The organism is Vibrio sp. 11986-1-5 (assembly GCF_963878025.1).
In the GTDB taxonomy this organism is placed as follows: Bacteria; Pseudomonadota; Gammaproteobacteria; order Enterobacterales; family Vibrionaceae; genus Vibrio; species Vibrio injensis.
In genome coordinates, this window is the sequence record NZ_CAWNVW010000033.1 from 1 (window position 1) to 14,683 (window position 14,683).

Consider the following 14,683-nt stretch of genomic DNA (forward strand, 5'->3'; position numbering starts at 1 on the left):
AAAATATCGAGTTCGCACATCTTGTTGTCTGGTTATTGATTTTTGGCGAAACCATTTGATCATACGACAAGATGTGTATCTACCTTAACTTGATGATTTTTATCAAAATCATTAGGGGATTCCTCAGTGCTACGTATTACCATAGCCAGTGTTAAGTCAAAGGGATACCTTGGATTTGACGTTAACTCATTACTTTAAAATTCTCAGGGCGGGGCGAAATTCCCCACCGGTGGTATGCCTATTAGGGCCAGCCCACGAGCGCTCGATTCGTCGAGGTCAGCAGATCTGGTGAGAAGCCAGAGCCGACGGTTATAGTCCGGATGAGAGAGAATGACAAATACGCCAATAGTGTCTAGCGAGGATTTACTGAGCTTGCCATTATGGTGCCTTTCGTTTTGCCTCATAAAACTGCCCTGATTCTGGTCATTATTAGGAGTAAACCATGAATCAGTTGTCACTACTTGCCGAATTTGGCGATTCAATCACTCGAGTAGAAAATGCGTTACACGCTTTACGTGAAGGGCGTGGTGTTTTATTGCTTGATGATGAAGATCGTGAAAATGAAGGCGATATTATCTATTCTGCAGAAAAGTTGACCAGCCAACAAATGGCGTTGATGATCCGCGAATGCAGCGGGATTGTCTGTCTATGCTTAACCGATGAGCAGGCCAATAAACTCGAACTGCCGCCGATGGTCTCTGTCAATGACAGCAAAAACCAAACCGCGTTTACCGTATCGATAGAAGCACGTCATGGTGTGACGACGGGAGTGTCCGCTCAAGATCGTGTGACCACGATTAAAACGGCGATCAATCCACAAGCTAAACCGGATGATTTAGCTCGCCCAGGTCATGTTTTTCCTTTACGTGCTCGTAAAGGAGGCGTAATGACGCGACGTGGCCACACCGAAGGCACGGTAGATTTAATGCAAATGGCAGGATTATTACCCGCTGGCGTGTTATGTGAGGTAACCAATCCGGATGGCACGATGGCAAAAACCCCAGAGATTGTTGCTTTTGGCCGTTTACACAATATGCCCGTTTTAACCATTGAAGACATCGTTCAGTATCGTCTTATCGCACAGCAAAAACTGGCGTAATCGTACGATGTCATTTCAGGTTTAATAAGGGATGACGCAAGTGTAAAGCCTTTATACTGAGGCGCTGTTGAGAGTTTGAAACCGCTAGTCTCGAAATCTCAACAGCGCCTCATTGTTCATGTTAGAATGAACAATATTGTAGTACGTTTTGTTCTACATCATCTTATTTAGAGTCTGCTATGTCATTTACACAACTTGGGCTAAACGAAGCACTGATCAAATCAGTCGCTGAGCTTGGTTATCAAACTCCAACCACCATTCAAAAACAAGCCATTCCGGTTATTTTAAAAGGCCAAGATCTGATTGCCGCTGCGCAAACCGGGACCGGTAAAACGGCCAGTTTTGTGCTACCAATTTTAGATAGATTAATCCAAGGGCAGACTCAGCGTAAAAAACGTATTCGCGCGCTGATTTTAGTCCCGACTCGTGAGCTTGCCATCCAAGTTGCGGATAATGTCAAACAGTATGCTCAATACACGCCGTTAACCAGTTTGGCGATGTATGGTGGTGTTGATGAGCAGGCACAAAAACAGCAACTGATTGAAGGCGTAGATGTTCTGGTTGCTACCCCCGGACGACTGCTTGATATGTACGCTCAACGAGCGGTACATTTTGATGAAATTGAAGTGGTTGTGCTGGATGAAGCGGATCGAATGCTCGACATGGGCTTTATTGAAGCGATTAATAAAATCATTCAACGTTTACCAACTGAAGCACAATTTTTACTTTTTTCCGCAACCTTATCGAATAAGGTTCGTGAACTGGCTAAAACTGCGGTCGGTGAAGCTCATGAGATCAGCATTGCAGCGAACCAAGCGTCGAAGTCGAATATTACCCAGTGGCTTATTACGGTAGATAAAGATAAAAAGTCTGCATTATTGAGCCACTTAATTCATGAGTATCAATGGGATCAAGCGCTTATTTTTATCGAAACCAAACACGGCGCTGCCAAATTGGCTTCACAATTAGAAAAAAGAGGGATTGCCGCTGAAGCGTTTCATAGTGGTCGCAGCCAAGTGGTACGCGAGCAGCTGTTAGCAGATTTTAAAACTGGTAAGATCAAATATTTAATTGCGACCGGTGTTGCCGCGCGTGGTATCGATATCGATGAATTATCCCGAGTTATCAATTACGATTTACCTTTCCCTGCTGATGAATATGTTCATCGTATCGGACGTACTGGTCGAGCTGAGGCGAAAGGTGAGGCGATCTCTTTAGTATCGAAAGATAATTTTAAAAATTTATGCATGATAGAGAGCCGTTTAGGGCATTTGATTGAACGACGAGAAATTGCAGGATTTGAGCCTAAACATCCTGTGCCGATATCGATTCTAAATTACGTGCCGAAGCACAAACGCACTCAATAAAAAATGCGGCTGGTGGATTGTTTCTACCAGCCGCATTTTACTCATATCCGCTCTCTGTTTTTTTAATGCCTTAGACGCAGGTCCATAGACTGATTAATCGAGAGCGATCCCATACTTAAGCAGTATTTCGTTAAAAGTACCATTGGCTTTGATTTGTGCTAACCCTCGATTAAAGGCTTCGATGTACTCGAGAGCATTGGGATTGGCTAGCCCAGAGGTAACATGAAGTGAGTTAGCGGATAAACCACTCGTGGTAAATCGATAGTTATTGGCATCCAAACCATTGTCACTCATTAAAGAGCGAGCGACTAATTCATCTTCTAAAGTGACGTCGATCCGGCCTGCTTCTAAACGGCGTAAATTAGAAATTAAATCATTGGCTTCTGAGCGATTAAATAGCGTTGAATTTAAAAAATCGTCGCCATATCCATAACCTCGAACAGTACCTACGCGTTTACCTGCGAGACTATCAAGACCGCTATATTCAAAGGCATTCGTGGGTAGGGTAATAAACTTTATTTGGTTGTAGAGATAATGATCGCTATAAGCCAGAACGCTGGTTCGCTGTTCGGTAAACCACGTTGCTGGTAGCAAATCAATATTGCCTGCTTGAACCTCTGCCAGTGCCCTTGCCCAAGGCATAATTTGAAACTCCAGTTGATAGCCTTGCGTTTCTAGAGCGGCGCTGACTAATTCAATAGAAAGTCCATGAGGAGCCTCTGAGGTGACAAACGGTGGCCATGGATCTTGCGCTGCTGTGAGAGTTTTCGCCCAGCTTGTCCAGCTCAGAAAAGTAAGTAATACGGTTAAACAAAGTGATGTAACTTTCATACGAAGACCTCATTATCCTAATAAAACACTGGTGTCGTTTGAGTAGGGAAAACGCCACTTTGTATCCAAGGTGATCACTTGAAGAGATTGAAGAAGTATTCTCTTCAAGTGATGAAGTACGGATTGATAGTATTAACGATAACCGGCAATAATTTCATCGAGCTTACCGCTCTCTTTGATGAGATTAATTCCGTTTTGCAGTTTTTCGACATACTGATCATTGGTATTGTTATGGAACGCGAAGTAGGTTTGCGATTCATGTAATACGTAGACGATTTCGTAGAGACTGGGATCGATATTTTGTTCACGCATAATAAATACACCGACATTATCGCCATAAGCCCACAGATCGATGCGATTAGCATCCAATTGTCTGGCGACCATTTCTGGTGATGCGGAAGGTCTTAACGCATTAGGATTGACCTCTAGATTGCGTAGCAGTTGCTCACCGATATCTTCTCTGACTACACCCACGCGATAATTATTAAGATCGCTCGGTGTGGAAATTTTGATACCTTTGGCTTTTGGTGCCCAGAGCACGACTCGACTTTCAACAATCGGTCCAGCCCATTTAAAGAGGTTGTCTCGAGCTTCAGTACGTGTCATAGAAAAGAGAACGGTATTTGGCGTTTCTAGCGCTGCAGCGTAACCTCTCGCCCATGGTTGAAGTTGTACGCTTTCGCGCTTGACAGGGTCATTGACGGCTTCTGAGGCTGATTCAAGCACATCAATAGCGATTCCCGTTAATCTCCCTTGTTCTTCATAGTTAAAGGGAGGGTAGATTTCAGTAATAAAATTTAGATCGTTTAAGCTTGATGCAAAACTGTAAGAAGATACGGCCAATAAACTGGCGGTGATAATTGACTTCATGGTGTTCCCTCTTGATGACGATTGAAGTGGTATCCCTAGAGGAGGCAATGAACCATTACCTCCTCTCACCGGAAATTAATGGGTTTTAAATTTAGCAACTTGTTGTTTGATTTCTTCTCCAATATTGATCACCTCCACCGACATACTTAAGTTGGTTTGAGCACCATCAGCCACCGCTTTAGATGCGTCAACGACGTCAAGTAAGGAGCGACTAATTGAGGCAATCGATACATTTTGTCTTTCGGCAAGATCGGCCACGTGCTGGTTTTTTTCTTTGATGGTTTTTGCCATCAGGTTCATTTTTTCGATAACGGAGTGAGACTCACCAAAACGTTCAGAAGTTTTTTCCAGAGTTAGTGCGATGTCATGCAACTCTTTTTCAACCATTGAGGTGGCTTCATTGAGCGCATTAATATTGGTTTTAATTTGCTCAGTAGAATGGCTCGTTTTCACGGCTAGGTTACGGACCTCATCGGCGACCACCGCAAATCCTCGGCCTTGTTCACCAGCTCGAGCGGCTTCGATGGCAGCGTTGAGTGCCAGTAGGTTGGTTTGTTCTGAAATATCATTAATCACATTTAAAATGGTGTTAATTTTTTCACCTTCTTGAGAAAGCGTAGTCATTTTGCTGTTAAGCAGTAACATTTTCTCCTGCATTTTCTTCATTTCGTGCGAGGTGGTTTCAATTGTACTGTGCATTGAGTCTGTTAACGTACTAGATGAACTGGCGTGCTGGGCACTGTCTAACGCTGATTCATTAACTTGTTGAATCGAGTGTTGAATCTCAACCGCAGCATGTGAGATAGAATCTAACGTGTGTTGCTGTTGATTGAGTTTTACGGCATTGTCGCTCGCGATATCTTTACTGGCGAGTGAGGATTGATGCAGATGCTCCGTCGATTGGATGATTTTTTGAACAATGGTTTCTAAAGACTCGGTGAATCGATTGATCCCTAAGGTAATATCTTTAAATTCGTTGAGTTTGGCTGGCTCAATCCGTTGCGTGAGATCACCATCTCCAGAAGAAAGATCCATGACACGTTCTGTTAGATTAGATAATGGTTTTAAGACGGTCATCCTTAAAAGTAGGAAAGAGATTAGCGTGATTAATATATCCAGAGTTAGAATTTCAATAATGACCGTTTTCATTAATTCAGATAATTGTTCAGCAATGGAAAAGTCATTGTAATATAAGACAATCGAACCCACTTTTTTGATATTACCAAAATCATCAATAAAAAATTCCTGCTCTTTTTTCCCCATATACGATTTGGGGTCAATATTGGTGATCTCGGGGTATTCAGGATGATTGAGATAAAAGATTATCGATTTATCATTATTGTCTTTTATCTGTATCGCACTAATCGCAGGCTCATTGAGCTCTGATAATACAATCGCTTTCGCTGAGTCAAAATCGAAGTCCCAAATCGGTTTAGGTAGGCTGATCGATAAACGATGAGTGGCATGTTCAACATTTGCACTGAGGCTTTGATAAAGCTGTTTTTGAAAAACATTATATTTTACTGCGCCCATTCCCAACAGAATCAGAGTAATAGCCAATACAATTTGGCTAAAAAAGATCACTTTGATACTTTTAAACATAATTAATCCTCATCTACTCCGTTACCTATTGAGTATAGTCGGCGCTCAATTTAGTGCTAACTGAAGCGAAAAATTATGTTTTTTTACAGGGAAGAGAAATTAATTGGATGAAATTTCCTCATCTATCAGTTTGATTATATTGGATTTTTCAAGGAATGGTCATATCTAGATGATCCCATTGTGTACTGACAAAATCGATAAACTGCCGCACGAGTGGTGACTGATAGCTGCGCGATAAATACACCGCCCACAATGCGCTGGTTGCTAAGTGGTAGTCGGGTAATATCTGGATTAGAGCGCGATCTTTTAAGTAGCGATTGGCTAAATCACAAGGAAGCAGGGCAATGCCTTTACCATGTAATGTTGCTCGGCAGATTAGGCTCATATCGTTGGCTCGAATCGTACCATTGACATTAACACTGTAGGTTTGGTTATGGCGAAGAAACTCCCATTTATGATGTGAAAGATGGACAAAACAGTTGTGCTTAGCTAGGTCACTCGGCTGTACAATCGGTTGATGTTGAGCAAGATAAGTCGGTGCAGCACAAGCAACCGTATCGACTTGAAAAAGACGTCGAGCAATTAATTGTTCGTCAGGCTGATTAGTGAAACGCAGCGCAATATCTACTCGTTCATCAACCAGTTGAGCTAAGCGATCAGAAGCAAGAATATCAATCGTCACTTGTGGATGTAGATCAGTAAACGCTTCTACCGCATCAAGCAGAAGATAACGTGCCAAGCCAATCGGTACCGAAATTCGAATGCGTCCAGACAGTGACTGCGATTGCTCTAGGGCTCGCATTTCTAATTCTGCTGTTTGATGGAGGATTTTCTCACACTGTCTAAGCGCTTCTTCACCGGATGCTGTTAGGCTCACTTTACGTGTGGTTCGATGCAGCAAACGCTGTTTTAGCCAATCTTCAATTTCTTGTACATGACGGGAGACTTGTAAGCGGCTTAAGTTAAGATTTTCTGCCGCTTGAGTGAAACTGCCAATATTGGCAACTTCTACAAAGCTGCGCATCGCGGTCAATTTATCCATGGTTATCTCTCATTAGTATCTTAGTTAGATACAATCTACATCCTTTCTTACTATTTATCACTCGTTCAGGGGCGACTACACTAGCATCTGTTGATAAATTAAACATTAGGGTGTTAAAGAATGAAAGTTGCTATTGTTGGAGCTTCGGGTTGGATCGGTAGTCATTTAGTGCAAGAAGCACTATCTCGTGGGCATGATGTCGTCGCTATGGTGCGCGATCCTGCGAAAATGACCGATGCGAATGTTGAGGTGCGTCAGTTTGACGTGGATAACCAAGCCAATTTTGCTCAATTATTTGCCGATATTGATGTTGTCATGGTGTCGATTGGCGGTCGAGCAAACGGGGAACATGGTATTGTGGCTAAGACGGCAGAGCTATTATTAAGCCAATTACCTCAAGTAGGCGTCAAGCGTTTACTTTGGGTTGGGGGAGCCGGTTCGTTAGAAGTTTCACCGGGGGTTGCACTGGTCTCTTTACCGGACTTTCCAAGCGAATATAAACCAGAAGCATTAGCACAAGGCGAAGCCTTGGCGATTTTTAGAAGTAGCGATAGTTCACTGAATTGGACTTTCGTTAGTCCTGCGGCTGAGATTTTCCCGGGGGAAAAACAAGGGGCTTATCGAATCGGTGGCGATCAGCTGCTCGTGGATAGCGATGGAAATAGCCGTATTTCTGTCAATGACTATGCGTTGGCCATGTTAGATCTGTTAGATACAGAGTCGTTTGCCCAGCAACGAGTGGGGGTTGCTTACTAACGGATTGTTTATTCACTGATATCATGATCGTCGCTAAGCGAATAGACGCTGAGCGACGATCCATATCATCTACTGATGAAGCTTATTATTCTACTTTCACGCTATTTAAAATAAATTGGCTTTCATAAACCATCGGATAAGCATCTGAAGGTTGATGGAGCCCTTTACTGATTGCCATGATGGTCGTTTCACTGGTGATCTGTGTGGTTGAATACAACCACTTTTGCTTATTTTCAGCCTGTGAAATTTGGTTTTTAGCAACAGAATCAACATTGATTTCCTCATCTAAGAGGGTGAAGTAAGCATATCCAGCTTGATTCGCCAACTCCGCACTTTTGCGCAATATATACTTACGTGCAATGGCCCTGTCTGTGTAATCATTACCAATAAAACTGATTTGCCAAGTGTCTTGAGCAAGGGCCTGTACATCAAATCCTTTGCCAAAAGACCAAAAGTTTTTTTCTGTTTGATAAGGTGTTGCACAACCTGAAAGTAGTAATAACCCTGCTATGATCATCGCGATGTTTTTTTTCATTAATTTTTACTCTATAAACGTTGTTGATAAAGGTGTAAGACCTTGGTTAACTGAAGTTTACCTAAGATTGACATCGATGATTGTCTGGGAATGTCGTGCAATGTCTGTTGACGTCTTTTCTCTTTGAAAACTGATGATCCATTACTTACATTTATAGTAGGGATTAATGAGTAATTGATTTAGAAAAGAGTTGGATAACGATGATGCCAGTAACAATGAAAGTAATACCGATTAATGCCGGAATATCTAAACTTTGTTTATAAATAAAAAATGACATTATAGAAACCAGTAAAATACCCATTCCTGCCCATATTGAATAAGCAATACCGATGTTCATGGATTGTACAACCTGAGACAAACCATAAAATGAGATGCAATATCCGATAATTACAAAGCAACTCGGTAGGAAACGAGTAAAACCATAGGAGGCTTTCATCATGGTTGTTGCTATAGTTTCGGCGAGGATAGAAATCATTAATATAATATATACTTTTTGCATAAAATTGATGCCTGTCTAAATTAATAAATCGAATGAATAGAATCTATTTTGTGGATAAGTTTAAGTTTGGTTTTCTCATTTTCCACAAGATTCTTTTATACCATGGAACAGCGGTGACATGCACCATACGATGTAGTACACGAGAGTAATCCATAACTAAACCCGGAGTCCATGCCATCATTAATGCTCGTCTTCTTATTTGTGCTGCAATCCATAGTTCTGGAGTGCACATTATTTTTAATAAAGATAAAAAGTTATTATTTGGCCGAGAAAGAATACCCTCTAAGGCTGCTTCTAAAGCATAAGCTACAGTACTAGAACAATTCTGATGTGTTATATTATAAATTGGATATTGACGGTAACTTTGCCAAAAATGTAGTAAAGCATCTCTATTGTAATGTTCAAAGATAATTTTTTGATCAGATTCACACCAGTCAGCAGCTTCAGTTTGATAATCTGATAAAAATCGTCCAGGTACATTATTATCTGGGGTTGCTCGTAATAAACGGAAAAAATCCTCGGCTTGACGATCAATATCTTCTTCTGGGTATAAGCTTATATAGAGTTCAGAAGGTAACTCTAATGAGGCGTGACCCGTTGAAATAGTACCATCTTTATCGACTGCGGCAATATAACGATTAATAATTGGACGAGGCAACGTTGGTGCACTTGCTGAGCCTACAGGTGTCCATATATGAATAGTCAGAGGCTGTTGAATCGGTTGAGTTGGTTGATATGTGACATTGGATACACTTTTAGTCTGAATAGGGTCGAGAGATAATTTAGGGTTAATAATCTGAAATATAGTACTACCTTGTTTTATATAACGAGATCGAATCGCGATCGATAGAGAACTTACGCCTGTGCCAATCATAATTAGCCCTATGAAAAAGGACAATGTTGATTGATGATGAGTTAAAATAAAAAATGAAAACAACATCTGGAATACTCCCCAGACCAGAGTGATTTTCCAGCGATAAAATCTGACTATCCAAGCTGAAGCCATAGCAAAGGAGCCGGTAATAAAATAAGCGAAAACAAAAATCGCTGAGATAATTTCGTTACTGTATCCATTGTTCATTAAAAAAATATAAGAGAAAAATAAAAATAATATTCCTTTACATAATAGTAAATGGTTTTTATTTTTTATACTGCATAGGGCAATGCTTAATGTCATTAAACTTTCAAATAATAAAATAAGACCAAAGGTATTCTTAGGAAATAACAGTTGTTGATTCAGTCCATCAAAAAAAATAAATGCCCCAGTCGCCACCCATAAAATACCGAAAAACCAGAGGTGAAGTGAGTATTTTTTAACAAAATCAGAACCTAAAAGTAGTAAAGCAATCTGTAACATGTTGAGCCTATTCTTATTCTTTAACTACAGCGATGAAATTAAGATAAAAATATCTTATGAATGGAGTCTACCTAAAATCTGAACCAATGATTGTCTGCATATGTCGCCTTCTGTCTTGGTCATTTTGATTAACATGAGGATTAGGTCACTTTTCGTCTTTCTGATGAGTTTTTATTGAGTGATTTAATTTAAGTTGTTGATATATAATCGCTATTTTTCCATACAAACCCATACATTAGTCAACGAGTACTAAGTAATAAAACGCTGTATAATTGCTCTCTATGTCTATTTGCTCAGGTGAGATGATTCATCTCACCACTGACGAAGTGTGAGTAATTAATTCTATGTTGACTAATATCCAACACGATCTACCTGAATGGGCGGCAAAAATTTATCCAGAAAGTAAAGGCTGGGATCGTATTCGTAAAAACTGGCGTTTTCGTTGGTGGGCGTTGCTGCATCCCCAAGCTGTACGTCGGATGTTATCACTCGTTGAACAACCTATTCTCGCTAAGGTACTGAATGACAATCCACAGCTATTAGAACGACCTCTAAAACCTTACTTATGTGTTAATTTATCGTTAATGCAAAGAGTGGACTATCTTGAGCAGCATTTTTTATTTTTAGCTCAGCGATTTGGAGAGCATTGTACGGTGATCATGTCTGACCAAGGCGTCAGTTTATGGTGCATCGAAGATAAAAATGGCGAAGCCTATGATATTCGTTTAAACCGAGGAGCCAGTCGTGAGGGATCGATTGGGTTAAGCTTGGTGAATCAAGCTGGTGCTACTATCTATTCGATCAGTTTTCATTTTTCTGATCAGGGTAAAACGATGCATATCGGAGCTTTGCAAGGCCCAAGTGATAAAATTGAAAATCGTCAGCAAATCATTAAAGATTTAACACGTACAGTGCACGGCTTACGGACAAAAGCATTGATGGTCGAACTGGCCTTATTAGTCTCTCGTCAGTTGGGTGTTGAACGTTGTTATGCGATTTCTAATCGAGGTCATATTTATCAAGCGCTACGTTATATCGGTTCTAAGCGTAATAAAGTCAGTTTTGATTACGATGAGCTATGGACGGAATATGAGGCGGAAAAAATCGATCGTTATACATACCGTATTGCGATGATGCCGGTGCGAAAGGATATAGAGAGCTTAAATCGTAATAAACGTCGTTTGTATAGTAAACGCTATCAATGGTTAGATGAGTTAGAGTTAGCTATCGGTGAGCGACTCAAGCAATTGAGCTGCTAATTGTTGGCACATACCGACTATGTGATTGGGGTGAACGAAACGTAACCAACACCCCTATAGCTTCTATAGCCCTTTATTTGATTTATTATTTAATGAAAGGTCTCAATATAGAGATCTTCCACCTTACTTCTTGCCCATTCTGTGCGCCGTAAAAATTTCAAAGAAGATTTAATGGATGGATCGCTTTTAAAACAGTTGATGCTAATTCGTTGCGCTAATCCTTGCCAGCCATAATGTTCGACCAATCTAGTCAGAATTTTTTCTAACGTCAGGCCATGTAAAGGGTTATGCGGCTGCGCATGGGAATCGTTGGTTGGCATAAAAATAGAGTCAGTAATGATTGGGTTAGCCAGTATAGCGCGCTTGGCGATAAATGTGCACTAGCGCTGATCTTTACCTCATCAAGATGCTAAGTTGTTGGTTATTTGTTAGCTTATGGTTTGTTTTTATGGCTACTTTCCATTGATGCAAGTTGGCATCGGTTATATCGAACCATCATAGCTGACCGGTCAAATCAACTTATGAGTCTACCAATCGATGAGCAGAATAAACATGACATGGCTGAATGAGCATTAATATGCGATTAACAAATACCTTATTAGTATTGATGGTTGGCATGAGTTCGACGCTGATTGGCATCGGTTTATCTCGTTTTGCTTTTACCCCCTTAATTCCGATGTTATCAAGCGAGGGATGGTTTTCGGTAGCGCAAACCAGTTACCTCGGTAGTTTGAACTTACTGGGTTATTTGATTGGCGCTTTAAGTGCTCATTGCTTAGCGCAGCAGGTCGGTGATCGCTTACTCCTGATCATCGCCACTGTACTGGTCAGTGTCAGTTATCTTGCTTGTTTTTTGCCTATGCATTATTGGTGGGTGGCGGGATGGCGTGTCATCGCTGGCGCCGCGGGGGGGGTACTTAATGGTGATTGGCCCAGCCTTGGCTTTACAGCATAGTGATAAGCCTCATCGTAATACCGTCATGACGATGATCTTCATGGGGATTGGTTTAGGCGTGGTGTTTTCTGCTGTTATCATGCCACTCTTGCTGCAGTTCAGTCTTTCAGTCACTTGGTTGGCGATTGGTAGCCTATCTTTGGCGATCAGTGGGCTGATGATCATCGCTTTAAAACGACTGCCCGTTATTCCTCGTGCCATTGTATCTTCTGATGCTTCAGCGCCTGTTGCGACGGGCGCGGTTTGGTTAGTGATTTCCGCTTACGCCCTTGATGCCGCAGGTTTTATTCCGCACACTATTTTTTGGGTTGATTATCTGGTTCGTGAGCTGTATTTCACACCACCGCAAGCGTTATGGTTTTGGTTTGCCTTTGGCGGCGGCTGTCTTAGTGGACCATTAATGGCTAAATGGCTAGTATCACGATTCTCTTGGCACAGAGCACTTTGGGTTGCTTACGCACTAAAAGCGGCAGCGATTCTTTTACCTGTGCTGACCGCGCAGCCATTGTGGCTTTTTTGCTCCGCGTTTATCGTTGGGGCGATGACGCCTGGCATTGTCGCATTAACCGCTGGGCGAATTGCTGAATTGGTTGGCACCACGTTGCACTCCTATTATTGGGGAAAAGCAACCGCAGGCTTTGCATTATTACAAGCCATTGCGGGGGGAGTGATGGCTTATTATTATCAGCATGTCGCTGAGTACATACCGCTCTTTATCACGGCTACGCTATTGATGCTCTTCGCTTTGCTCTGTATTTCGCTAAGTCCATTCTTCCACTCAAAATCGGTGAAACAGTCATGTTAACGCTTTATTTAAATGCCACTTCGCCTTATGCGCGCTTAGTACGTATATGTGCACTAGAAAAACAAATCCCGTTAAATGTAGCCATGGTCGATCCGTGGGCGTCACCGGATGTACTTTTGCAGGTTAACCCAGCGGCAAAAGTTCCGGTGTTAATCACGGACGCAGGTGTTGCCTTGAGTGAAACCTTACTTATCCTACAATACTTGGATATTCACTCCCCTTGTGCGCCGAGAATGGATGACGACGAGCAAGTGATGCAATAGTTAGGTCTAGGTCAAGCATTAATGGATAGTGCTTTTCAGACGGTGATCGCCAATAAATATGGTGAGCCCGATAAGGGTGAATTGGCTTTACGTCGTCAGCATGCCATACAGAGAATCTTGACTCAGCTTGAAAGTGAATGCTTACTGTTTGCTAACAAACCATTCACCACTGCCCATTGTTCGATTGCGGTTGGATTAGCTTATCTCGATTTTCGTTTGAGTCAGCTAAATTGGCAACGCTCGTATCCACAGTTGGCAAGCTGGTATGCACAAATCACACAGCGCACCAGTTTTCAACAAACGCAATTTTCCCAGTGAGTATACCGATTTCTCCTCGCTATCTCAGTTAATGCTCAGTAGGATAACGCTTTGTTTTGTATCAAGGTGATATAGCCATGACTCGTACCCGAATTCTTATCTCTGAATCGACCAATCCTTGGTTCAACTTAGCGGTTGAAGATACGATTTTCCGTTCGATGCCCGCCAATCAGCGGATTTTGTTTTTATGGCGTAATGCCGATACCGTCGTTATTGGCCGAGCGCAAAATCCATGGCGAGAGTGTAGAACTGAGCGCATGGAACACGATGGGGTGAAACTGGCTCGCCGACAAACCGGTGGCGGCGCGGTTTTTCACGATTTGGGCAATACTAATTTTACTTTTATGGCTGGCAAACCTGAGTATGATAAACAGGTGTCGACACAGATTGTATTAGCTGGATTACAACAACTGGGTATTCACGGTGTGGCTAATGGACGTAATGATTTGGTGTTGCAAGATGAGGAGGGGGGGCGCAAGTTCTCTGGCTCAGCTTATCGAGAAACGCTTGATCGCGGCTTTCATCACGGCACTTTACTGTTGAGCGCGGATATGAGCCGCTTAGCGGATTACCTTAATCCTGATCCCAAAAAACTGCAGGCGAAAGGGATTACTTCGGTTAAATCTCGCGTGATTAACCTCAATAGCGTTAAAGCGGATATTGACCATCAGCAAGTATGCGATGCGATCATCCACGCTTATTTACAGCATTACCAACAAGATGCCCAAGTTGAGTACATTTCTCCTGAACAGTTTACCGATTTACCCGGTTTTGAAGACAAGTTTGCAAAACAAAGCAGCTGGGAATGGAACTTTGGCCAAACTCCACCTTTTACTCACCATTTGGATGAGCGTTTCACGTGGGGAGGAGTAGAAATTTTTCTCGATGTTGAGCAAGGAGTGATTCAGCAAGCGACGATTTTCAGTGATATGCTCGATCCTTATCCGATGGAGTTATTAGCGAAAAAACTGGCTCAGGTCCCTTATGATCGCTGTGCTATTGCTTTGTGCATTGAGCAATTAGCGCAGCAACACTCAGAGTATGCAAAGGAGCTGCAAGAGTTGTCAGCATGGATAGTGACCGCTTGTTGAGTATTGACTGAGTGAGCTATCCCCCCTTGTGCCA

Annotated in this window: 17 protein-coding genes and 1 riboswitch; of the genes, 9 read left to right on the forward strand and 8 right to left on the reverse strand. The window is 42.0% G+C overall.

Annotation, left to right across the window (positions count from 1 at the left end; all coding sequences use genetic code 11):
- Positions 1-195: 195 nt before the first annotated feature.
- Positions 196-336, forward strand: a riboswitch (FMN riboswitch).
- A gap of 106 nt (positions 337-442) precedes the next feature.
- Entirely contained in the window at positions 443-1,099 is a 657-nt protein-coding gene (gene ribB / locus AACS00_RS07980; protein WP_072670845.1) for a 3,4-dihydroxy-2-butanone-4-phosphate synthase, read from the forward strand.
- A gap of 179 nt (positions 1,100-1,278) precedes the next feature.
- A complete protein-coding gene (locus tag AACS00_RS07985) occupies positions 1,279-2,466 on the forward strand; it encodes a DEAD/DEAH box helicase (RefSeq protein ID WP_072670846.1) in 1,188 nt (395 codons plus the stop codon).
- Between the two features lie 93 nt (positions 2,467-2,559).
- Here the strand turns inward: AACS00_RS07985 and AACS00_RS07990 are convergent, their stop codons facing one another.
- The 4 genes from AACS00_RS07990 to AACS00_RS08005 form a co-directional block, all read right to left on the reverse strand.
- The gene (locus tag AACS00_RS07990; RefSeq protein WP_072670847.1) at positions 2,560-3,297 is read right to left on the reverse strand and encodes a transporter substrate-binding domain-containing protein; all 738 of its coding nucleotides are present in this window, start codon (positions 3,295-3,297) and stop codon (positions 2,560-2,562) included.
- A 132-nt stretch (positions 3,298-3,429) separates the two neighbouring features.
- Entirely contained in the window at positions 3,430-4,167 is a 738-nt protein-coding gene (locus AACS00_RS07995; RefSeq protein ID WP_072670848.1) for a substrate-binding periplasmic protein, read from the reverse strand.
- A gap of 75 nt (positions 4,168-4,242) precedes the next feature.
- Positions 4,243-5,769: a methyl-accepting chemotaxis protein gene (locus tag AACS00_RS08000; protein ID WP_110167052.1), complete on the reverse strand. Its 1,527-nt coding sequence runs from the start codon at positions 5,767-5,769 to the stop codon at positions 4,243-4,245.
- Positions 5,770-5,917: 148 nt separating this feature from the next.
- Positions 5,918-6,811, reverse strand: coding sequence for a LysR family transcriptional regulator (locus AACS00_RS08005; RefSeq protein ID WP_072670850.1), 894 nt, complete (start codon positions 6,809-6,811; stop codon positions 5,918-5,920).
- A 120-nt stretch (positions 6,812-6,931) separates the two neighbouring features.
- Between AACS00_RS08005 and AACS00_RS08010 the strand changes: the two genes are divergently transcribed.
- Positions 6,932-7,567 (forward strand): NAD(P)-dependent oxidoreductase, encoded by a 636-nt coding sequence (locus AACS00_RS08010; protein WP_110167053.1) that lies wholly within the window; start codon positions 6,932-6,934, stop codon positions 7,565-7,567.
- An 85-nt stretch (positions 7,568-7,652) separates the two neighbouring features.
- On the opposite strand, the gene AACS00_RS08015 is transcribed toward AACS00_RS08010, so the two are convergent.
- The 3 genes from AACS00_RS08015 to AACS00_RS08025 all read right to left on the reverse strand — a co-directional run bounded on the left by AACS00_RS08015 (position 7,653) and on the right by AACS00_RS08025 (position 9,958).
- Positions 7,653-8,102: a CC0125/CC1285 family lipoprotein gene (locus tag AACS00_RS08015; RefSeq protein WP_072670852.1), complete on the reverse strand. Its 450-nt coding sequence runs from the start codon at positions 8,100-8,102 to the stop codon at positions 7,653-7,655.
- A gap of 163 nt (positions 8,103-8,265) precedes the next feature.
- Positions 8,266-8,601: a DMT family transporter gene (locus tag AACS00_RS08020; protein ID WP_072670853.1), complete on the reverse strand. Its 336-nt coding sequence runs from the start codon at positions 8,599-8,601 to the stop codon at positions 8,266-8,268.
- A 43-nt stretch (positions 8,602-8,644) separates the two neighbouring features.
- Positions 8,645-9,958: an HdeD family acid-resistance protein gene (locus AACS00_RS08025; RefSeq protein ID WP_110167054.1), complete on the reverse strand. Its 1,314-nt coding sequence runs from the start codon at positions 9,956-9,958 to the stop codon at positions 8,645-8,647.
- Positions 9,959-10,302: 344 nt separating this feature from the next.
- Between AACS00_RS08025 and AACS00_RS08030 the strand changes: the two genes are divergently transcribed.
- Complete coding sequence (locus AACS00_RS08030) at positions 10,303-11,217, forward strand: VirK/YbjX family protein (protein WP_146205767.1); 915 nt, start codon at positions 10,303-10,305, stop codon at positions 11,215-11,217.
- Between the two features lie 89 nt (positions 11,218-11,306).
- On the opposite strand, the gene AACS00_RS08035 is transcribed toward AACS00_RS08030, so the two are convergent.
- Complete coding sequence (locus tag AACS00_RS08035) at positions 11,307-11,537, reverse strand: VF530 family protein (RefSeq protein WP_072670855.1); 231 nt, start codon at positions 11,535-11,537, stop codon at positions 11,307-11,309.
- A 257-nt stretch (positions 11,538-11,794) separates the two neighbouring features.
- Between AACS00_RS08035 and AACS00_RS08040 the strand changes: the two genes are divergently transcribed.
- The 5 genes from AACS00_RS08040 to AACS00_RS08060 all read left to right on the forward strand — a co-directional run bounded on the left by AACS00_RS08040 (position 11,795) and on the right by AACS00_RS08060 (position 14,649).
- The gene (locus AACS00_RS08040) at positions 11,795-12,172 is read left to right on the forward strand and encodes a YbfB/YjiJ family MFS transporter (RefSeq protein ID WP_181397517.1); all 378 of its coding nucleotides are present in this window, start codon (positions 11,795-11,797) and stop codon (positions 12,170-12,172) included.
- Positions 12,138-12,977, forward strand: coding sequence for a YbfB/YjiJ family MFS transporter (locus AACS00_RS08045; protein WP_110167056.1), 840 nt, complete (start codon positions 12,138-12,140; stop codon positions 12,975-12,977). Before AACS00_RS08040 ends, AACS00_RS08045 begins: the two co-directional genes overlap by 35 nt.
- Complete coding sequence (locus AACS00_RS08050; protein WP_219968410.1) at positions 12,971-13,240, forward strand: glutathione S-transferase N-terminal domain-containing protein; 270 nt, start codon at positions 12,971-12,973, stop codon at positions 13,238-13,240. The genes AACS00_RS08045 and AACS00_RS08050 overlap by 7 nt, the downstream gene beginning before the upstream one ends.
- Positions 13,241-13,261: 21 nt before the next feature.
- A complete protein-coding gene (locus tag AACS00_RS08055) occupies positions 13,262-13,558 on the forward strand; it encodes a hypothetical protein (RefSeq protein ID WP_219968411.1) in 297 nt (98 codons plus the stop codon).
- Between the two features lie 77 nt (positions 13,559-13,635).
- Positions 13,636-14,649, forward strand: a complete 1,014-nt coding sequence (locus AACS00_RS08060; RefSeq protein ID WP_110167057.1) for a lipoate--protein ligase — start codon at positions 13,636-13,638, stop codon at positions 14,647-14,649.
- The last annotated feature ends 34 nt before the right edge of the window (positions 14,650-14,683 follow it).